Raw genomic sequence first — 20,105 nt, 5'->3', positions numbered from 1 at the left:
GTGCCGGTCGATGCGCTGGTCGATGCGTCGACACTGCTTGAATCCGTGGGGACGACCGGTCCACCGGTCGTCGTGAGCTTGGAAGAATCCATCGTCGGCGCCGACTCCTGAGTGCGATCGAATCACTCTAGAAGCGCGCCTGCCGGCGCCCAACGAACCGAATCGCGTTAGGACATGCGGCTCAAGGACATGCGGCTCATACCGCGATGTCTCGCAGCAGCATGGGCCAGGCCGAGCTCCCTGCCCATCGCGGTTTCTGCCACGGCCGTCCGACCGTGGTCGCGACGATCGGGAACGCGCGCGTGGCCGGATTGACGTCGCGCCAGACCTCCTCGCCGTCGACGAACACGCGGCACTCGCCGGTGCTCAGCGGCTGCCAGGCCTCGTCGGCGGTGAGCGGATCGGTGGCGACGAGGACGATGCGATCGTCGGCGCCGTTCATCGCGCTCAGGTCGAGCGACATGTCGCAGTCGACCAGGCGCGCCATCGGGAACGGATGGCGCCGCTGCAGCACCTGCAGCCGGCTGGAGCAGTGGGTGTAAAGCGCCGCGCCGTTGGTGAGCAGGAAGTTGAAGTTGCCGTGGCGGGCGATGACTTCGCTGAGCTGCGCGACGTGGGGCGCGAGCTCGCGCCATGACGGCGGCTGATCCCGCTCGAGGTCCCGGTCTGCGAAGCGCTTGCGCAGCTCCTGCAGCAGCCAGCAGAAGGCGCGTTCGCTGTCGGTGCTGCCGACGGGCCGGTACGGGCCGTCGAGCACGGGCTGGAAGTCCTTCAGGTCCCCGTTGTTGGCGAACACCCAGGTCTGGCCCAGCCATTCGCGCTGGAACGGATGGCAGTTGGACAGGGTGACGCCGCCCTGCGTCGCGCGACGCAGGTGCGCGATCACGATGCGCGACTTGATGGGGTAGCGGCTCAGGAACTCCGCCAGCGGCGATTCGCTGGCCGGCTGGTCGTCGTGGAAGACACGGCAGCCGGAGCGCTCGTAGAACGCCATGCCCCAGCCGTCGATGTGCTCTGCTGTACGACCGCCGCGGGCAGCGAACCCGGTGAAGGAGAAGGTGATCGCTGCATCGCTGTTGCAGTTCATTCCCAGCAGTTGGCACATGCGGCGACTATCGCGTGGGGTCGCGGAGCGGACAAATGCGGAGGGCGCATGGGCTCATGCGGTTCGGCGCCGATGCGACGGGGTCAAGCCTTGAGGATCAAGTGCCGAAGCTCACGCCCGTCAGCCGCTCGCTGAGCGTCCAGAGCCGGTCGGCTTGCGCCGGATCGATCGCCCAGGGCCGTACGCCGCCGTCGAACACTTCGCCCTCGGCCACGATGCGTGCGACGTCGCAGTTCTCGCAATAGAGGCCTCCCAGGCCGTCCAGCTGGCGGCTGGTCGCGCACCACAGCGTGGTCGCGGCGCCCTGAGCGAGATCCTTGTAACGCCCGCCTTCTTCGACCGACATGCCCGTCGGCGCGACACCGTGGGCGTTGTCCGGTGGGAGGCCGAAGGCGGCGAAGTCTTCCGCCGTGAGATCGCGCGTCAGGTCCGTGAGGATGGCGCCCGGATGCACGGCGAAGCCGCGCACGTTGTGCGCCGCGCCCCGGCGATCGAGGCCGACCGCGAAGAGCGCATTCGCCGACTTGGACTGACCGTAAGCCTTCCACTTGTCGTAGGGACGTCGCGCGAAGTCCGGATCCTCGAAGTCCACGGGCGCGAAGCGATGCCCCAGCGAGGTCAGCACCACGACCCGGGCCGCGCCCGCACGCCGCAGCGCGGGCCACAGCCGCAGCGCGAGCTCGAAATGCCCCAGGTGGTTGGCGGCGAACTGGCTCTCGTGGCCGCGCGCGTCGCGGCGCAGCGGCGCGGCCATGATGCCGGCGTTGAGGATCAGCAGATCGAGCGGATCGCCGCGGCTCACGAGTTCGTCCGCGAATCGTGAGATCGAGGCCGGGTCCAGCAGGTCCATCGCGGCCTGCTCCACGTTGGGCAGACCTTCGAGGGCCGCGCGGGCCTTGTCGGGGCTGCGCGCTGGCACGACGACCCTGGCACCGGCGGCGGTGAGCCCACGCACGGTTTCCAGGCCGAGGCCCGCATACCCGCCGGTCACGACGACGCGCTTGCCGCTGAGATCCACGCCACGCAGCACATCCGTCGCGCGGGTCGTGGGGCCGAAGCCGGAGGGCAGGGGATGCTGATGGGTGGTCGTCATGAGCGTCATGGGCGTCTGCGCAAGGGGGCGGATCGAGCCTTCATGATCCATCGCGACCGCCCGGACGACCATGCCGCGAGATCCGGGTCCATTGCTCGATCGTCCGGTCCCGTCATGAATGTTACCGATGGGCGCATGTCGCCCGCGCGTCGGGAATAAGCGTCGCCGCCGGGTGTCTACAGCAGGGAAGGCCGTTGCTTTTCAACCGCCTTTCAACCTGGAGCCGGACATGACCTCAAACAGCACGCGGCCTGCACGGCCGCCCTTGCGCGGACTGCGGCGGGTGTTGCCGTGGATCGCGGTCACCGCCGTCACTGCGGCCGCCGCATGGGCGGGCGCCGCCACGTCGACGGACGCCTTCCATGCGGAGAACGCCGCGGCGATGGACCGCATGATGGCCGCGATGGAGATCAAGCCCTCCGGCGATATCGACCGCGACTTCGCGGCCATGATGATTCCCCATCATCAGGGCGCCATCGACATGGCCTTGGCCGAGCTGCGCCATGGCTCCAACGAGCAGCTGCGACGCATCGCGCAGGAAATCATCGTCGAGCAGCAGCAGGAGATCGCCGCGATGCAGCTCGCCGTCGGCAACGCGCTGCCGCCTTCGGCGCCCGCGCCGACGCAGGTCGAGCGCGCAGCATCGGCGCCAGTGCCGGCACCGGCTTCTGTCCATCACCATTCGAAGTAGGACCTCTCATGCTGAAGCCTCTCTTGCGTTCCTCGCTGCTGTTCCTCGCCGCCTGCGGCGGTGCCGCCATGGCCGGCCAGGCGCCGGGCCGCGCCGCGGATGCCGATATCCCCATCAGCCACCGCGACCGGATCTACGCCGCCGAGCAGTTCTCCAACACGCTCTCCGTCACCGACCCAGTCGACAACCGCCTGCTCGGCGTCATCCGCCTGGGCGACCCGTCGCCGGGCAACTTCAGCCCGCTCTACCGCGGGCAGGTGCTGGTGCACGGGCTGGGCTTCTCGCCGGATCACCGCACGCTGGCGGTGGTGTCCATCGGTTCGAACTCGGTGAGCTTCATCGACACGCGCACCAACGCGGTCAAGCACACGACCTACGTGGGCCGCTCCCCGCATGAAGCCTTCTTCACCCCGGACGGCAAGGAGGTCTGGGTCACGGTCCGGGGCGAGAACTACGTGTCCGTGATCGACGCCGCGACCTATGAGGAGAAGACCCGCATCGTCACCGCCGCCGGGCCGGGCATGCAGATCTTCTCGCCGGACGGCAAGTACGGCTACGTCTGCTCCTCCTTCAATCCGGAGACGGCGATCGTCGAGGTCGCGAGCCACAAGATCGTCGCGACGGTGAAGCAGGACAGCCCGTTCTGCCCCAACATCGCCGCGTCGCCGGACGGCCGGCAGGTGTGGTTCACGCTGAAGGACATCGGCCGCACGGCCGTCTTCGACGCGCGTCCGCCGTTCGCCGTCATCAAGTCCTTCGACACCGGCCCGATCACCAACCACGTGAACTTCGCCAGGACCGCCAAGGGCACCTTCGCCTACGTGACCGTCGGCGGGCTGAACCAGGTGAAGGTGTTCCGCACCGACGACTTCTCCGCGGTGACCACCATCCCGGTGGGCAAGCTGCCGCACGGCGTCTGGCCGTCGGGCGACGGCAGCCGGATCTATGTGGGCCTGGAGAACGCCGACGCGCTCGCGGTGATCGATACGGCGTCGAACACCGTCGTCGGCAACGTCCCCATCGGGCAGGCGCCGCAGGCCATCGCCTACGTGCCCGACGCCGTGCCCGAGGGCGACGGCCTGCAGGGCCTGCAGCCGCTCGGCGTGGCGGGGCAGGTGGCCTCGCTGACGCTGCGCGCGGTGGGTGAGTCCTCGGTCGGAAGCCCGACCGGGTCCGCGGCAGCGGCCGCGACAGGAGCGCCCACCAGCGTGGCGCTCTTCGATCAGGGCCTGCTGCAGGTGTTCCAGGCGTCCGTGACGGGGTTGAAGCCGAAGCAGCCGTATGTCGTGGCCTTGGCCGAGCAGGCGGACGGCTCCGGCGCGCTGCAGCCGCTGGCCAACTTCATGACCAACCCGGCCGGTTCGGCGATCGTCAACGCCATCGGACCGATCCGCCAGATCGTGCAGGCCGAGGCGCCGGCGACCCGGCGCTACCTGGTCGTCGCGCCCGTGGTCGACGGCAAGCCCGGCAGTCCCGTCCAGGTGCAGGTGGCGACGCGATGAGCCGAGGCGCTGGCATGGCGATGATCGAGGCCATCGAGCCGCTGATCCCGGCCCTGCGCCGCTATGCCAGCGCGATGCTGCGTGATCGCGACCTCGCGGACGATCTGGTCCAGGATTGCCTGGAACGTGCGATCGGCCAATGGGACGCTCTGCGGCAGAAGGAGAACACCCGCCAGTGGGTCTTCGCGATCGCGCACAACCTGATCGTCAACCGCTTGCGGCAGCAGGCGCGGCGCGGCGAGCACGTGGACATCGCGGATGTCGCCGAGTCCGCCCTGATGGTGCCGGCGTCGCAGGAGCATCGCGTGCAGGTCGGGGAGTTGATGACGGCGCTGGATGCGCTGCCGCAGGACCAGCGCAGCGTGGTCCTGCTGGTGTCCGTCGAGGACCTGTCCTACGCGGAGGCGGCGAAGGCGCTCGACATTCCGATCGGCACGGTGATGTCGCGCCTGGCACGAGGACGCGAGCGATTGCAGCGTGCGCTCGACGGCGAGGTGCCCGCCGTGGCGGCGGTGACAGCGACGCCGCCCGCGGGCGCGCATTTGCGGAGGATGAAGTGATGACCAGACCCACGCCATCGGCGCCCATCGTCGAAGACGACCTCCATGCCTACGTCGATGGCTTGCTGGACGCCGAGCGACGCAAGGCGGTGCAGGACCATCTGGACCGCGATCCGGAGGCGGCCGCCGCGGTGACCCGGCTGATCGCGCAGCGGCAGCTGCTGAGATCGGCGTTCGCGCCCATCGTCGATGAGCCGGTGCCCGAGCGACTGCAACTCCGGACGCTGCTCGCACAACGGCAGGAGCCGCCGACGCGTCATTGGCGCTGGGCCGCGGCGGTGCTCGTCGCGCTCGGCGCCGGCAGCGTCGGCGGCTGGCAGGTGCGCGACCGCTGGGAGCCGATGAGCGTTGCGGCAGACGGCGTCGCGAACGCCGGGGCGAACGCTGGGGCGAACGGCATCGCAGCGCTCGCCGGCGAAGCGCGCAGCAGCTACCTCGCCTATGCGTCCGATGCGCCGGAGGACCTCGACCGCGAGCGGCTGCTGCGCGTGGTCTCGGACAAGCTCCGGCGGCCGGTGGAGATCCCGGATCTCAGCGCGGCCGGCTATCGGTTCGCGGGCGGCCGGCTGGTCGCGACGGTCCACGGTCCTGCCGGCATGTTCTTCTACGACCGCGAGGACGGCACGCGGATGGCCGTGATGCTGCGGCCGATGACCGTCGAGAAGGAGGCGCCGATGATGGCGCAGACCACAGGTGCGGTCGGCGGCTACAGCTGGGCCATGCGCGGGCTGGGCTACAGCGTCGTGGGCACCGAAAGCCCGACGACGCTGCACCCGGTCGCCGACGAGGTGCGTCGCCAGGCGCGCGAGAAGGCGTCGATCTGACAGGGACCTCGTCGGACGTCCGCGTGGTGGTCGCAGCGTGCAGTGGGGTCAGGGCTTGCGATCCATGGCGACGTCGACATCGCGCAGCAGCTCGCACAACGCATCGAAGACCAGGCGCACCCGCGCGGTGGGCCGCTGGATCGGCCGATAGACGTAGATCAGCGATGGCGCCGGGTTGAAGTCGTCGAGCACGGCCACCAGGCGACCGTCCCGGATCAGCGGCAGCGCGAGGTGCCCGGGCAGTTGCCCGAATCCTGCGCCCGCCAGGACGGCCTCGCATTCGGCCTCCGGGTCATCGGTGACGAGCGCCGGTTGCGGCGGCACGACCTGCTGGCCGTCCTTGAACATCCACGGCCAGGGGCGCCCGGTGTTGCGGTCGATCATCACGGTCATCGGCGCGGCGAGCAGCGACTCGAGGCTGTCGGGCGCGCCCACACGTTCGACCAACGACGGCGCGCCGACGACGAACAGCCCCGCGCCGGACACCGGCCGCGCGACGAAACGGCTGTCGCGCAGCGGGCCGATGCGGACACCGACATCGATCTGCCCGTCGACCACGTCGGCGACGACCTCGGACAGGCGCAGATCCAGCCGCAGTCCCGGGTGCGCCGCGAGCAGCGGCGCCAGCGCCGGCGCGATCACGCGACGTCCGAGCGCGCTCGGCGCGGCGATGCGCACCAGTCCGCCGATCCGCTCATCGGTGGCGGAAGCGCCGGACTGGAAGACGCGATCGAGGCCTGCGACGGCCTCGGCGGCGCTCGCCGCCAGCTGCTCGCCGAACTCGGTCAGGCGCACGCCGCGCGTGCTGCGATGGAACAGCGGCTCGCCGAGTTCCTCCTCCAGCGCGCCGATGACACGCGTGACCACCTGCGGCGACACGCCCGCCCGCGTGGCGGCATCGCGGAAGTTGGCCGACTCCGCGGCGAGGCAGAAGAGGCGCAGGGACTCGAGACGATTCATGAGGACGATCCGATGCGGCCGGCGTTCCTGCCGGCGGAAGACTGAAAGCGCGCGCGGTTCATTTACGCATCGCGAGGCCGTCGACACACTGCCCGACGTCGACATTCTCACTTCCGATGAAAGACCTCCCATGATCAACGTGCTCATGATCCTCACCAGTGCCACTGTCTGGACCCAGAAGGACGGCAGCCAGCGTCCCTCGGGCTTCTGGGCCGAAGAGTTCATCGCGCCGCACCAGCACTTCAGCGCGGCCGGCGCGCGCATCACGATCGCGACGCCGGGCGGACTGCCGGCCGTCGTCGACGCGCTGAGCCTCTCGCCCGAGGCGAACCACGGTGACACCGCGAAGGTCGAAGGTTTCGCGCGCTACCTCGAAGGCTGTGCCCAGGCGCTGCGTGCGCCGTTGCGCATCGAAGACGTCGCCGTCGCCGACTACGACGTCCTGTTCGTGCCCGGCGGCCACGGCCCGATGCAGGACCTCGCGGTGAATCCGTCCGTCGGTCGGGTGCTGACGACGGCGCTGGCGGCGCCGTTCAAGGTCGTCGCCGCGGTGTGCCATGGCCAAGCCGCCTTCCTGGCCGCAGGGGACGCCCAGGGATGGGCGTTCAAGGGCCGCCGCATGACGGCGTTCACCAACGACGAGGAGACGCAGGTCGGACTCGCCGCGAATGCCCCGTGGTTGCTGGAGACCCGCCTGCGCGACGCCGGCGCCGTCTTCGAGCAGGGCGGGGCGTGGCAGCCGCACGTCGTCGTCGACGGCAACCTGGTGACCGGTCAGAACCCGTTCGCCGCGGGCGCGGTGGCGCAGGAGGTGATGGCGATCGCGTCGCGGATCGCCGCCTGAGCCAGCGGCCTCAGCCGCCGGCCGGCAATGCTTCCGGCGGCTGGCCTGCCACGGCGCGAGCCCACATGCGCTCGTACAGCGCTTCCAGATCGCGTGCGAACGCCGGTGAATCGATCCACGCGGGGATTGCGGGCTTCGATGCAAGCGCCAGTACGCAGACTTTCTCGACGTACGACGCGGGCGTGTCGCAAACCAGTTCCGGCAGGCCGGCCTGCACGAGCAGGCTTTCCGCCACGCGCGACGCGAAGCCGTCGCCGCGCAGCGTCACCACCGGTACGCCGGCCGCGAGCGCATCGCTGGTGGTCGTATGCCCGTTGCACGGCCAGGTGTCGAGCGCGACGTTGGCGGCGGAGAGCCGGTTCCAGTGTTCGGCCATGCCCACCGGCGGCATGAAGACGAGCCGCTCCGGCGCGATGCCGCGTGAGGCGGCCTCGGCGCGCAGTTGCGCGTCGGCCTGCTCGCCGCCGCTGAGCTGCCACAGCAGCGCCTGCGGCAGGCGATGCAGGATCGTCATCCATGCATCGAAGACGGCAGGCGTGATCTTCAGCACCGTGTTCGCCGACAGTAGCACGACCGCGTCGTCCGGCAGGCCGAGCTCGGCGCGCGGCGCCGGTGTGATCCGGCGCGTCGCGTCGCCGGGCTGATAGCAGCGCGGCAACTGCGCGATCCGCTCGGAGTAGAACGGCGCATCGCCCAGCGGCGTGACGATCTCGTCGCCGACGACGTAGTCGATGAAATCCGCGCCGCAGGTGCCGGGGAAACCGAGCCACGCGACCTGCACCGGTGCCGGCCGCGCGGCCAGCGCGGTGAAGCGGCTGCCGGCGGTGTGGCCCTTCAGGTCGACGGCGATGTCGACGCCTTCCTCGCGCATGCGCGCGGCGATGCCGGTGGGATCGAGCTCGCTGACGTCGATGAAGCGCTCGCAGGCGGTGCGGATGCGCTGCTGCAGCGGGGAGCCGTCGTCCGGCCCGTGCGAGAACAGCAGCACCTCGAAGCGCTCGCGATCGCGGTTTTCGAGGACCTCGACCATCAGCGCGGCGGTCGCATGAGCTTGGAAATCGGAGGACAGATAGCCGATGCGCAGCTTCGGCTTGGCGACGGCCTTCACCGGCGGCAGTGGCGCGATCCCGCGGCTCAGGAAGCGCGTGCTCAAGCGCGCTACTTTCAGCAGGTCCGCCGCCTCATGCGGCAGCGTCGCCAGCGCGAAGGGAACGCCGAACTCATCGTCAGCGTCATCGGGCTTGGCGCGGATGACGGCGTGCAACGCCCGCAGGTTCTCGTCGAAGTCCGACCAGCGCGCGCACTGCTGGTCGCCGTGGGCCTGGTAGGCCAGGGCCATCACGCTGTCGGGTCGCAGCGCGGCGACCGTGCGGAAGCACTCGGCCGCCTCGGCCTTCATCTGCAGCGTCTGCAGCGCGAAGGCGAGCTGCAGGTAGGCGTCGACGTCGTCGATCTTCAACGCGAGCGCCTGCATTAGCGGCCCGATCGCGTCCTGCACCCGGCCGCAACGCCGCAGCGATTCGCCGAGGTAGCGCTGGAGCTCGTTGGACGCGACCTGCGCATGCGGTTCGAGCAGCGTGACGGCCTCCGCGTAGCGGCCGCGGCCCATCTCGTGGAGGGCGTTGCGCAGCAGGTCTTTCAAGGCATCCATGGGGGACGATTATGGAAGCTCAGGCCGTCGGGCCCGACGACGCGCAGAGTGCGATGCAGAACGCCATGAACGCCTCCACCGATGCGGGCGGCAGTCGCCGCGACGGCCGCACGATGTACAGCGGGAAGGTCTCGCCCGGCCAGTCCGGAAACAGCTCCACCAGCGTGCCGTCGGCGATCAGGTGCTCGACGCTGAGCGCCAGCACCTGCGCCACGCCGGCGCCCGCCACGCAGGCCTGCACCATCGCATCGGCGTCGGTCATCGTCAGCGAGCCCGCGGTGGCCACCGTCAACTGCTCCTTCGCGCGTCCCTTGCCGCGCACGAAGATCCATTCGAACGGCTTGCCGCGCTGCGGATCGATGTACTGGAGGCAGTCGTGCTTCGCCAGCTCCGGTGGCTTGCGCGGCCGTCCGCGCCGATCGAGGTAGGACGGCGCCGCGACCGTCAGCACGCGGTTCTCCAGCAACTTGCGCGAAGTCATCGTCGAAGCCGGCTGCGGACCGAAACGCACGGCCACGTCCACGCCCTCGGCGACCAGGTCGCCGCTGCCCGGGAACTGCACCATCGTCAGCGTGAGGTCCGGGTAGAGCGCCTGCAGGCGGGGCAGGGCGGGCGCGAGCACGTAACGCGCGAACAGCGGATTCAGGCTCACGCGCAGCGCGCCGCGCACGCTGACCGCCGCGCCGGAGACGATGTTCGCCGCTTCCTCGATGCCTTCGAGGTGCGGCACCGCGTGCTCGTACAAGCGTGCGCCCTCGCCGGTGAGGTGCAGCGAGCGCGTCGTGCGGTCGAGCAGCCGGACGCCCAGGCGCTCCTCCAGCCGCGACACCGCGCGGCTCACGCCCGACGCCGACAGACCGAGCACCTCGCCGGCCTTGCTGAAGCTGCCCGACTCCACCACCGCGGCCAGCACGCTCATGCCGGCCAGCAATCGTCCGTCGATGCTCATCCTGTCTTCCTCATCTTTGAATTTCAGCAAAGATCATTTGAGCGACTCTACCTTTATCAAAGATCGTCCGCTTCGCATCATTCGGTCCGTTGACTCAATCCCGAGTCGATTTCCCTCAACGAATCGTCCAACGAATCGTCCAACGAGTCGCCCGACGATTCCTCCAACGACCTCTCCAACGATCTCTCCAACGGAGCTCTCCATGACCGATCGCGACATCCTCTTCAAGGCCGGCACCGTCATCACGATGGATCCCGCGCTGCCCAACCTGGCCGTCGGCGACGTGCTGGTGCGCGACGGCCGCATCGCCGCCGTCGGCGCGGAACTTCCCGCCGGCGACGCCGAGGTGGTCGACGCCGCCGGTTGCATCGTGATGCCCGGCCTGGTCGACGCCCACCACCATGCGTGGCTGGGCGTGATGCGCCGGCTGATGCCCGACGTCGACGATCTCTTCGCCTACATCGACGTGGTCGCCAGCAAGCTGGGCGCGCACTTCCGCCCGCAGGACATGTACACGAGCACGATGCTGACGGCGGCCGCGTCGCTGGACGCCGGCATCACGACCATCGTCGACGCCTGCCACAGCTCGCGCAGCCCCGAGCACACCGACGCCGCGCTGGACGCGCTGCACGCCTCGGGCATCCGCGCGCTGCACATGGTCGGTCCGGCGATGGACAAGGGCGCCTCGTCGGCGCATCTGCCGGGTGATCTGGCGCGACTGGCGGCGCGCTGGAACGCGGACGGCAGCCGCGTGCAGGTCGGCCTGTTCGGCCAGTTGAAGCTGGACTGGTGGGAGGTCGCGCGCGGCCTCGACATGCGCATCCTGACCGAGTTCATCGGCGACCTCGCGCAGCTCGGCCCCGAGTTCGCCAGGCCCGGCGTGCTCGGCCCGCACAACCTCTTCAACCATTGCACGCGCGTGCCCGTGGCGACCTGGAAGCTCTTCGCCGACGCCGGCGTGAACATCACGGTGAATCCGCGCTCGGACGCGCTGTTCGGCTTCGACGACGAGACCTTCGCCTACCAGGTGGCCGTCGACCACGGCCTGGCGCCGGCGCTGGGCATCGACCTCGACACCGCCTTCGGCAGCGACCTGTTCGGCGAGATGCATGCGCTGTTCCACCAGCAGCGCGCGGCGATGCGTTATCGCCGTTTCCGCGGCGAGTCCGGCGTGCCCGCGCCGATCGGGGTCGAGGAGGTGCTGCGCGCCGCCACCGTCAACGGCGCGCGGGCCGCCGGCATCGAGGACCGCGTCGGCACGCTGACGCCGGGCAAGGCCGCGGACCTGATCATGGTCCGCACCCACGGCGCGGCGGTGTTCCCGGTGACGAACGCGATCGCCACCATCGTGCAGGCGGTGGAGCGCGCCGATGTCGACACGGTCGTGGTGGGCGGGCGCCTGCGCAAGCGCGGCGGCCGGTTGATCGACGTCGATCTGGCGAAGCTGGCCGCCGATGCGGCCGCCTCGCGCGACTTCCTGCTCGACGCCAGCGGGCATCGCGTCGACCTGTTCAAGACGGCGGCCTGATCGCCCCAATCGACCTCCGGGAGCTCCCATGTCTGCCATCGCTTCGTCCACGCCCACACCCGTGCTGACAAGTCCCGCGCCCGGTGTCATCGCGGCGCTGTTCTGCGGCTACCTCGCCGTCGGCCTGCCGCTGCCGGTGCTGCCGCTGTTCATCCATGAGCGGCTCGGCTTCGACGCGCTGACCGTCGGGCTCGTCATCGGCCTGCAGTTCGTCGCCACGGTGCTGACGCGCGGCTATGCCGGGCGCCTCGTCGACGGGCAGGGCGGGCGGCGCTCGGCGCTGCAGGGCGCGCTCGGCTGCGCCGTCGCGGGCCTGCTGTACCTCATCGCCGCGCTACCCGGATGGTCGTCCGCGACGGCCTTGGCCATCGTCGTCGCCGGGCGGCTGGTGGCCGGCTTCGGCGAGAGCCAGTTCGTCACCGGCTGCGTGTCGTGGTCCATCGCCTCGGTGGGGCCGCAGCGCGCGGGCCTGTCGATGTCGTGGACCGGCATCGCGATGTTCGGCGCGCTTTCGATTGGCGCGCCGATGGGCATGTGGCTGTATCGCGGCCATGGCCTGCCAGCCGTGATGGTCGCGTGCATCGCCGCGCCGCTCGCCGCCTGGGCGATCGCACGGGTGACGCCGTCCTATCGCATGGCGGGTGGCTCGCGCCTGCCGTTCCGGCGCGTGGTGGGCCAGATCTGGCGGCAGGGGCTCGGGCTGACGCTGCAGGGCGTCGGGCTCGCCGGCCTGACCGCCTTCGCGTCGCTGTACTTCGCGGCGCGTGGGTGGTCGCATGCCGGCGTGGTGATGACCTGCTTCGGCGTGGGCTTCATCGCGGTGCGGCTGCTGCTCGGGCATCTGCCCGACAAGATCGGCGGAAGGCGTGTGGCGCTGTGGTCGCTGGTCGTAGAGGCGATCGGGCAAGGGCTGGTCTGGGGCGCGCCGCACGAAGCGGTCGCGCTGGCCGGCGCCTTCGTGACCGGCCTCGGCTGCGCGCTGATCTATCCGGCGCTCGGGGTCGAGGCGCTCAAGCGCGTGCCGCCGGCCAGCCGGGGCAGTGCGATCGGCGCGTTCGCCGCATTCCTCGACATCGCCTACGGCCTGGCTGGCCCGGCGGCGGGATGGGTGGCGGGGCGCTTCGGCTTCGCGGCGGTGTATGTGCTGGGAGCGGTGGCAGCGCTGTTGGGCGCGGTGCTCGTCATTACCGACAGGCAGGAGGAATGATCCCGGCGGATGCCCATGGACACTGGCATTCTTGAGCAATACTGTATAAATTGACAGTATGCCGCAAGACACCAAGATCGCTGCCCCGCCGCTGTACCTCCAGGCCGACGCGCTGAAGGGGCGGGGCAGCGCCTGGGCGATGCCGCACCGTTTCGAATCGCGTGAGCGCGAGCAGTACGACGACGGGTGGGGCACGCTGGACCAGGAGGCGCTGGAGGAGCACGTCGCCCCGAAGACCGAGATCATCGAGGAACACGCGAAGAAGATCGTCAGCGGCAACCAGTCGCCCGACATCGGCTTCGATCTGTCGATCAATCCCTACCGAGGCTGCGAGCACGGCTGCATCTACTGCTTCGCGCGCCCGACGCACAGCTACCTGAACCTGTCGCCGGGCCTGGACTTCGAGACCAAGATCATCGCGAAGGTCAACGCCGCCGAGCGGCTGCGGGAGACGCTGGCCTCGCCCGCGTACAAGCCGGCGCCGCTGGTGCTGGGCACCGCCACCGATGCCTACCAGCCGATCGAGCGCAAGCTCGGCATCACGCGCGCTGTCGTGGAGGTGCTGACCGAGGCGCGGCATCCGTTCTCAGTGGTGACCAAGTCCAGCGGCATCGAGCGCGATCTGGACCTGATCGTGCCGATGGCGCTCAAGCGGCAGGTGTCGGTCTACCTGTCGGTGACCTCACTGGATCCGGCGCTGTCGCGCATCCTGGAGCCGCGGGCGGCCTCGCCGCAGCGGCGGCTGCAGACGATCAAGGTGCTCGCCGAGGCGGGCGTGCCGGTGGGCGTGAGCGTGTCGCCGGTGATCCCTTTCCTCAACGAGCCGGAGCTGGAGCGCATCCTCGAAGCGGCTGCGGAAGCGGGCGCGACCAAGGCCTTCAGCATTCCCCTGCGGCTGCCCTGGGAAGTGGCGCCGCTGTTCCACGACTGGCTGCGGCTGCATCAGCCGGACAAGGCGGCGCGCATCATGGCGAGGCTGCGCGACATGCGCGGCGGCAAGGACAACGATCCGCGCTTCGGCACCCGCTTCACCGGCGAGGGGATCTGGGCGGAGCTGCTGCAGCAGCGATTGCGCAAGGCGTCGAAGCGATTGGGCCTGGGCCGCGAGCGGCACCAGTTCGACTTCAGCGAGTTCCGTCCGCCGTCCAAGGTGGTGGGGCAGCAGTCCTTGTTCTGAACGTCGGCGCAACATCGGCTCAGTGTCGGCAAGACCTGACCCCGCGCCAGCCGATCTGGCAATGACCTTCCTCAGTATGCGCAGGGGGAGTGACCTACCGAGATCAATACCCCCCGATGAAACGCTCTTCGGAGGGAATGTTTTTCGAGCGCATCACGCAGAGACTGGTTGCCATTGAGTCGAGGACTCGCAACCGAGGACCAGTGATGTCTCTGCAAGTGAACTACGTCAGGCCCGTGAGCCGGGCCGACAGGTTGGTGACGATCATGGTGATGCCCGTGCCGACCGCGGAGGGGGTGTCAGAACTGGCGGCTGTGGTCGACTTGCTGCGGTATCCCGCTGTGTTGTTCGGGGCGCCTCGTCCTGAGGGGAAAGTCGACGCGCGCTGCAAGTACACGAATTGGGACCAGGTCGACCAGGCGCTCTCGCTGCTCGAAAGCCGCAATGTCTCTGTGACCTATGTCCGGCATCTTCTTCATCTGGCCGCGTGCTTTGCCCAACGTCATGGTCTGCGACGGGAAGGTACGGCGACGTTGACGCTCTTTGAGCACGAAAACATCACGAGCATCCGCTACGAAGTTCCGGTCGATGTCAGTCGCGAAGCGGCCTTGGAATGGACGTCCGAGTTCTGGGGCGAGCTCGCTTACGTTGACCTGCTTCAGCCCAATTTCCTGCTCTCCTTTGTGGATGAGGCATCCGCCTGAGGCCGTTGGGAAGTCCGAGAGTTGGAGACGCATCATGACCATCGAGTGCAAAGACTTCTTCACCTTCGCCCGACAGCTGGGTCAACAGGATTCAGAGGTGGCCTTCCGGAGTGCCATCAGCCGTGCGTACTACGCCGCATTCCACCGTTGCAAAGAATGGGAGGAGACGCTGCCGATGCTCGGTCGCAACGAAGGACCAGAGGGCGGATCACATCAGGAACTGATCAATCGGTTGAAGCATCCTGCCGAGCGCTGCGGCGAGATATTGAAGGAGCGGTCGCGGAGGAACGGGGCTCAGCTCGAAGCGCAACGACACCGACGGGTGCAAGCCGACTACGCATTGGACGAGACCGTCACAGCTGCGGAGATGCATGACCAGTTCGGACAGGTCAGGCAGGTGCTGGAGCGGTGTGATGCAGCCTTGCCGCGCTCGACACCTTAGTTGCGCCGGCAAGCGCCGACCCAATCCCAATCCTTGCGATAGACCGAGGTCTCCACGCCGCTGAGGCTCAGCACCGTGTGATACAGCCCGTCATGCGACATCGGCGTATCGCGCCGCTGCGTGAGGCACGCGCTGTCGAGCTTCTGCGACTGCCGCGTCTGCTCCGGCAGCCACAGGATCAGCGGCACATGCTTCTGCTGCTTGGGTGCCAGCGCGTAGGGCATGCCGTGCAGGAACAGGTTGTTCTCGCCCAGCGACTCGCCGTGGTCCGACACGTAGAGCAGGCTGGGGTCGAAGCGCTGCTCCTGCGTGCCCAGCCAGTCGATCGCCTTGGCCAGCACGTGATCGGTGTAGGCGATCGTGTTGTCGTAGGCATTGCGGACCTGCTCCAGCTCGCACTGCTGCAGCGCGTTGCTGCGGCACTCGGGCTGGAAGGGTTTGCGGTCGTCGGGCGTGCGCAGGTAGTAGGCGGGGCCGTGGCTGCCCATCTGGTGCAGCACCAGCACGACGCCACGCGCGACGCGTTGCGGATCCAGTGCGGCGATGCGCGCATCCAGGTCATGCAGCATCACCTCGTCGAGGCACTCGCCGTCGGCGCGGCATAGGCCCGCGGGAATCGGGTGATCCGGCCGAGCGGGATTGATGGCCTGCGCATTGGGCACGCGGTCGCAGATCCCCTTGCAGCCCGACTGGTTGTCCAGCCACAGCACCGCCAGCCCGGCGCGCTGCAGCACGTCCACCAGCGTCTGCTGGTTGCCGGGGTGATCGACGTAGACCTCGCGACCCAGCTGCGAGAACATGCAGGGCAGGGAGGCCGCCGTCGACGTGCCGCACGAAGCGACTTCGCGGTAGCTCAGCACCGGCTTCGTGGATAGCTCCGGATTGGTCGGCTTGCCGTAGCCGTTGAGCTGGAAGTTCTCAGACCGCGCCGTCTCGCCGACCACCAGCAGCACCAGCGGCGGTCGCGCGCCCGCAGCGCGCGGCGTGAGCTTCGCATCGGCGGCGACGACCTCCAGCGGTCCCTTGGGCTTCTTCTGCTTCTGCGCGGCCAGCGCGGCGCTCGCCCAGATCGCGTTGATCGGGCTGACCATCTTGGTCAGCACCTTGTTGTTGCGCAGCGTGGAGGCCAGGTCCGCCGTGCGCGTCGCCGCGAGGCCGACGCCCAGGGCCAGCGCCAGCGCCATGCTCGCGAGGTTCCACCCCAGGCGCTTGAACCAGCGCTTGTCCGTCAGGCGCTGCCGCCAGATCCAGATCAGCGGGATCAGCGCGATCACCACGACATGCGCCACCAGTCCCCAGCCGAGCAGGTCGCGCGTCTCGCGCACGTCGGTCTGCAGCGCGTTGGTGATCATCGTGCTGTCGATGATCACGCCGTAGCTGCCGATGAAGTAGGCCAGCGGGGCTGTCATCAGCAGCATCAGCGTCAGCAGCGGCTTTACCGCCACGCGCCAGGCCAGCAGGCTGAAGGCGGCCGCGAGCACCATGATCACGATGCCGGCGAAGACGATGACGAAGAGCTTGCCCGAGGCGCCGGCGTAGTCCGGCATGCCCCACATCCGCTGCCACAGCGGCCAGTTGCCGAGCACACCGACCCACAGTGCGGTCAGCCACGTCAATGCCAGCGGAGAACGGGCGCGCACGGTCCGCGCGGAGCCGGCCTCGCGGGGCCGCGAGGTCGAGGAATCGGAGAACGGCATCTTGTTGTGTCAGGCCGGCAAAAAGAAACCGGCCCTTGTAGTTGTCGTACCTGAAGCTTCCCTGAAGCATCCTTGAGCGTTGCCGCAGCTTAGCCCGGGATACGCGCTTAGCCCCGCAAGGCCATGCCGCCTCCTCGGGCAGCTTTCAGCCCCTGACCGCTGGCCTGCACATAACGGCGCTGCAGTTCCTCGATCCGCGGCTCCAGCGCGCCGGGATCGCTCATGCGGTCCCGGTAGCGCTTGAGCACCAGCGCCGCCATGTCGATCAGCTTGGCGTTCAGCGTCTGCGTGCCTTGTTCGACCAGCAGCTGCACGCCGGTCTGCGCGTCGCCGCGCATCGCATGGCGCATCGCCGTCTCCGAGATCGCGAACACCCGCGCATTCGCGTCGCGCAGCAGCTGTGTGCTGGGCTCGTGGCCTTCGGCCATGCTGATCATCACCTCGGTCGCCGATTTCGAGCTGCAGAAGCGCAGACCGAGCTGGCTCATGAGGCTCTCCATCTCGTTGAGCTCGATGTCCTGCCGCGCCATGCGCACCCACAGCGCGACCAGCAGGCTGGCGGCTTCGAGATCGAAGTCCGGATCGGCGGCGCGCTTCGCGAATCGGCGCGCCAAGGTCAGCGCGTCCGCCAGCTTGCGGTCCAGCAGCAGCCGCAGACCTTGCATCAGCACGTCGAAGCCCTGCAGGCGCTGGTCGCGCGGCGCGCGCTCCATCGCCTGCATCAGCGCATCCATCGCGTACTTGAGCCCCTTGCTGTCCTTGGCGTCGAAGCGCATCAGCGCGATCAGCGCCAGGCTGTGCGCATCGAACAGCTTGGACCGCAGGCCCTGCGCCACGCTGCGCTCGAGCATCTTGAGCGCCTCGTCGCGCTGCCCCGCGTAGAAGGCCAGCGTGCCGCAATGCTGCTGCCGCAGCAGGCAGCCGGGCGTCAGCGTCGCGGCGGTGCGGTAGGTCGCGAGCGCCGCGGCGATCTCGCCTTGCTCCATCTGCACGCGGCCCATCAGGTCGTAGCTGTCGGCCTGGTCGGGCATGTCGCCGATGAGCGTCTCCAGCGTGCGGCGCGCGGCGCTCAGGTTGCCGCCGGCGACCTCGGTCCGGGCCACGCCCAGCCGCGCCCACGGCACGGTGCGCGCGGCGATGATGGCCTCGTAGAGTTCACGCGCCTCGGTGTGGCGCTCCAGGCGCAGCAACAGCTCGGCGCCGATGCGCGCGGCATACAGCCAGTAGGTCGCCTTGCGCTGGAAGCGCTCCAGGCACAGGTTTGCCGCGCTGTCGAAATCCTTCGCGTCGATCGCGTCGAAGATGCCCTTCAGTTCCACCTTGCGATGTCGCGCGTTGGCCAGCCGGTCGGCGAGCGCCGTGGTCGTGTAGGGCTTGACGAGGTAGGCGTCCAGCGCCGCCTCGGCGGCCTCGGCGACCTTCGCGTACGAGGCCTCGCCGGTGACCATGACGAAGACGGTGGAGTAGGGGAGCAGTTGCTCGCGCCGCAACTCGTCCAGCAAGTCCTGCCCCGACATCTCGGAGCCGTCGAAGTAGTAGTCGCAGATGACGATGTCGTAGGGCTGCGTCTCCAGGATCACGCGGGCGTCCCGCACGCGCGTGGTCTGCCGCACATGGCCGACGCCGAGTTCGCGCAACTGCGCCGTCATCAGGCTGCGCGAGTTCGCGTTGCTGTCGATCACCAGCGCCTGGGTCTTGCCGAGCGCGCCATGCGTGCCGGCGAGCGTCATGGCCGAGGCCCCACCAAGGCGCGCGCGCATGTGAAAAAGCCCGCCTCCGAAGAGAGCGGGCCGGCAGCACCCCAACGAATTGTGCGAATGTCGTCAACCACGGACCGATTGTCCGCCCGGCGACTTCCGCCGGTCCCCCGGGTTTGCGTGAGTGGACCGGCCCGATTCGTGAATCGTGACGAGGGTTTGCGTCTCGCTGTTGGCGACTTACTTGAAGAGGTCCTTGACCCGGTCGGTCCAGCTCTTCGCGTTGGGCGAGTGGCGCTCGCCGCCGTCCTTCAGGCTCTTGTCGAGTTCCTTGAGCAGCTTGCGCTGATGCTCGGTCAGCTTGACCGGCGTCTCGATGCTGATGTGGCAGTACAGGTCGCCCGGATAACTCGATCGCACGCCCTTGATGCCCTTGCCGCGCAGGCGGAAGGTCTTGCCGTGCTGCGTGCCCTCGGGCAGCTCGATCTCGGCCTTGCCGCCCAGCGTCGGCACCTCGATCGTGCCACCCAGTGCCGAGGTCGTGATCGACACCGGCATCGTGCAGTGCAGGTCGTCGCCGTCGCGCTCGAAGATGTCGTGCTGCTTGATGCGGATCTCGATGTAGAGATCGCCCGACGGACCGCCGTTCACCCCCGGCTCGCCGTTGCCGGCCGACCGGATGCGCATGCCTTCGTTGATGCCGGCCGGGATCTTGACTTCCAGCGTCTTGGTCTTCTTGATCTTGCCGGCGCCGTTGCAGGTGGTGCAGGGCTCGGGAATGATCTTGCCGGTGCCGTGGCAGTGCGGGCAGGTCTGCTGGATGCTGAAGAAGCCCTGGCGCATGTGCACCGTGCCGCTGCCGCCGCAGGAGCCGCAGGTCTTGGCGCTGGTGCCGGGTTTTGCCCCGCTGCCCTTGCAGGTCTCGCAGCCTTCCCACGAGGGGATGCGGATCTGCGTCTCCTTGCCGCGTGCGGCTTCCTCCAGGGTGATCTCCATCGCGTAGCTCAGGTCGCTGCCGCGGTAGACCTGCTGGCCGCCACCCTGGCGACGGCCGCCGCCGCCCTGCTGGCCGAAGAGGTCCCCGAAGATGTCGCCGAAGGCCTCCGCGAATCCGCCGAAGCCTTCCGCGCCGGGACCGCCGCGGAAGCCCTGGTTCGGATCCACGCCCGCGTGGCCGTACTGGTCGTAGGCGGCCCGCTTCTGACCGTCCGACAGCATCTCGTAGGCCTCCTTGGTCTCCTTGAACTTGTCCTCGGCTTCCTTGGCGCCTTCACCCTGATTGCGGTCAGGGTGGTACTTCATCGCGAGCTTGCGATACGCCTTCTTGATGTCCTCTTCGCTGGCGTTCTTGGCGACGCCCAGGACTTCGTAATAGTCACGCTTTGCCATGGATCTTCCCGAGAGGGCTAAGGGCCTCAAACCAGAACGCCGCGCGAGGCTGGCGGCCCCGCGCGGCGGCTGTCAATCGACAGCA

Annotated in this window: 18 protein-coding genes; 10 read left to right on the top strand and 8 right to left on the bottom strand. The window is 68.8% G+C overall.

Annotated features, from left to right (window positions below):
* Nucleotides 1-196 precede the first annotated feature (196 nt).
* Together VF536_RS00270 and VF536_RS00265 are read right to left on the bottom strand one after the other, a co-directional pair.
* Nucleotides 197-1,105, bottom strand: a complete 909-nt coding sequence (locus VF536_RS00270) for a class II glutamine amidotransferase (protein WP_331612750.1) — start codon at nucleotides 1,103-1,105, stop codon at nucleotides 197-199.
* A gap of 97 nt (nucleotides 1,106-1,202) precedes the next feature.
* On the bottom strand, nucleotides 1,203-2,198 hold the full coding sequence (locus tag VF536_RS00265) for an oxidoreductase (RefSeq protein ID WP_331612749.1): 996 nt from the start codon (nucleotides 2,196-2,198) through the stop codon (nucleotides 1,203-1,205).
* 229 nt (nucleotides 2,199-2,427) lie between these two features.
* Between VF536_RS00265 and VF536_RS00260 the strand changes: the two genes are divergently transcribed.
* The 4 genes from VF536_RS00260 to VF536_RS00245 are packed head-to-tail and all read left to right on the top strand — an operon-like array spanning nucleotide 2,428 to nucleotide 5,775.
* The gene (locus VF536_RS00260; RefSeq protein WP_331612748.1) at nucleotides 2,428-2,889 is read left to right on the top strand and encodes a DUF305 domain-containing protein; all 462 of its coding nucleotides are present in this window, start codon (nucleotides 2,428-2,430) and stop codon (nucleotides 2,887-2,889) included.
* 8 nt (nucleotides 2,890-2,897) lie between these two features.
* Nucleotides 2,898-4,391 carry a YncE family protein gene (locus VF536_RS00255; protein WP_331612747.1) on the top strand — a complete coding sequence of 498 codons (1,494 nt, stop codon included), beginning with the start codon at nucleotides 2,898-2,900 and terminating at the stop codon, nucleotides 4,389-4,391.
* Complete coding sequence (locus tag VF536_RS00250) at nucleotides 4,388-4,951, top strand: RNA polymerase sigma factor (RefSeq protein ID WP_331612745.1); 564 nt, start codon at nucleotides 4,388-4,390, stop codon at nucleotides 4,949-4,951. Before VF536_RS00255 ends, VF536_RS00250 begins: the two co-directional genes overlap by 4 nt.
* Nucleotides 4,951-5,775 carry an anti-sigma factor gene (locus VF536_RS00245; protein WP_331612744.1) on the top strand — a complete coding sequence of 275 codons (825 nt, stop codon included), beginning with the start codon at nucleotides 4,951-4,953 and terminating at the stop codon, nucleotides 5,773-5,775. The genes VF536_RS00250 and VF536_RS00245 overlap by 1 nt, the downstream gene beginning before the upstream one ends.
* Nucleotides 5,776-5,823: 48 nt before the next feature.
* Here VF536_RS00245 and VF536_RS00240 read toward each other — a convergent pair whose 3' ends face one another.
* Entirely contained in the window at nucleotides 5,824-6,735 is a 912-nt protein-coding gene (locus VF536_RS00240; protein WP_331612743.1) for a LysR family transcriptional regulator, read from the bottom strand.
* 130 nt (nucleotides 6,736-6,865) lie between these two features.
* Between VF536_RS00240 and VF536_RS00235 the strand changes: the two genes are divergently transcribed.
* Nucleotides 6,866-7,579 carry a type 1 glutamine amidotransferase domain-containing protein gene (locus VF536_RS00235; protein ID WP_331612742.1) on the top strand — a complete coding sequence of 238 codons (714 nt, stop codon included), beginning with the start codon at nucleotides 6,866-6,868 and terminating at the stop codon, nucleotides 7,577-7,579.
* Between the two features lie 10 nt (nucleotides 7,580-7,589).
* On the opposite strand, the gene VF536_RS00230 is transcribed toward VF536_RS00235, so the two are convergent.
* Both VF536_RS00230 and VF536_RS00225 read right to left on the bottom strand, forming a co-directional pair.
* Nucleotides 7,590-9,230: a UDP-N-acetylglucosamine-peptide N-acetylglucosaminyltransferase gene (locus VF536_RS00230; RefSeq protein WP_331612741.1), complete on the bottom strand. Its 1,641-nt coding sequence runs from the start codon at nucleotides 9,228-9,230 to the stop codon at nucleotides 7,590-7,592.
* 19 nt (nucleotides 9,231-9,249) lie between these two features.
* Nucleotides 9,250-10,179, bottom strand: a complete 930-nt coding sequence (locus VF536_RS00225) for a LysR family transcriptional regulator (RefSeq protein ID WP_331612740.1) — start codon at nucleotides 10,177-10,179, stop codon at nucleotides 9,250-9,252.
* Between the two features lie 202 nt (nucleotides 10,180-10,381).
* On the opposite strand from VF536_RS00225, the gene VF536_RS00220 reads away from it, so the two are divergent.
* The 5 genes from VF536_RS00220 (at nucleotide 10,382) to VF536_RS00200 (ending at nucleotide 15,237) form a co-directional block, all read left to right on the top strand.
* A complete protein-coding gene (locus VF536_RS00220) occupies nucleotides 10,382-11,707 on the top strand; it encodes an amidohydrolase family protein (RefSeq protein ID WP_331612739.1) in 1,326 nt (441 codons plus the stop codon).
* A 28-nt stretch (nucleotides 11,708-11,735) separates the two neighbouring features.
* Entirely contained in the window at nucleotides 11,736-12,914 is a 1,179-nt protein-coding gene (locus tag VF536_RS00215; protein ID WP_331612738.1) for an arabinose transporter, read from the top strand.
* A gap of 58 nt (nucleotides 12,915-12,972) precedes the next feature.
* Complete coding sequence (locus VF536_RS00210) at nucleotides 12,973-14,091, top strand: PA0069 family radical SAM protein (RefSeq protein ID WP_331612737.1); 1,119 nt, start codon at nucleotides 12,973-12,975, stop codon at nucleotides 14,089-14,091.
* Between the two features lie 206 nt (nucleotides 14,092-14,297).
* The gene (locus VF536_RS00205; protein WP_331612736.1) at nucleotides 14,298-14,795 is read left to right on the top strand and encodes a hypothetical protein; all 498 of its coding nucleotides are present in this window, start codon (nucleotides 14,298-14,300) and stop codon (nucleotides 14,793-14,795) included.
* Nucleotides 14,796-14,829: 34 nt separating this feature from the next.
* Complete coding sequence (locus VF536_RS00200; protein ID WP_331612735.1) at nucleotides 14,830-15,237, top strand: hypothetical protein; 408 nt, start codon at nucleotides 14,830-14,832, stop codon at nucleotides 15,235-15,237.
* On the opposite strand, the gene VF536_RS00195 is transcribed toward VF536_RS00200, so the two are convergent.
* The 3 genes from VF536_RS00195 to dnaJ all read right to left on the bottom strand — a co-directional run bounded on the left by VF536_RS00195 (nucleotide 15,234) and on the right by dnaJ (nucleotide 20,020).
* Nucleotides 15,234-16,934, bottom strand: coding sequence for a phosphoethanolamine--lipid A transferase (locus VF536_RS00195; protein WP_331612734.1), 1,701 nt, complete (start codon nucleotides 16,932-16,934; stop codon nucleotides 15,234-15,236). The genes VF536_RS00200 and VF536_RS00195 overlap by 4 nt on opposite strands.
* 107 nt (nucleotides 16,935-17,041) lie before the next feature.
* On the bottom strand, nucleotides 17,042-18,694 hold the full coding sequence (locus tag VF536_RS00190) for a response regulator (RefSeq protein WP_331612733.1): 1,653 nt from the start codon (nucleotides 18,692-18,694) through the stop codon (nucleotides 17,042-17,044).
* Nucleotides 18,695-18,871: 177 nt separating this feature from the next.
* Nucleotides 18,872-20,020, bottom strand: a complete 1,149-nt coding sequence (gene dnaJ, locus VF536_RS00185; protein ID WP_331612732.1) for a molecular chaperone DnaJ — start codon at nucleotides 20,018-20,020, stop codon at nucleotides 18,872-18,874.
* Between the last annotated feature and the right edge of the window lie 85 nt (nucleotides 20,021-20,105).

The organism is Roseateles sp. (assembly GCF_036486225.1).
Taxonomy (GTDB): Bacteria; Pseudomonadota; Gammaproteobacteria; order Burkholderiales; family Burkholderiaceae_C; genus Roseateles.
The sequence above is the reverse complement of the archived record's forward strand: the minus strand, read 5'-3'. Positions and strand labels throughout refer to the sequence as shown.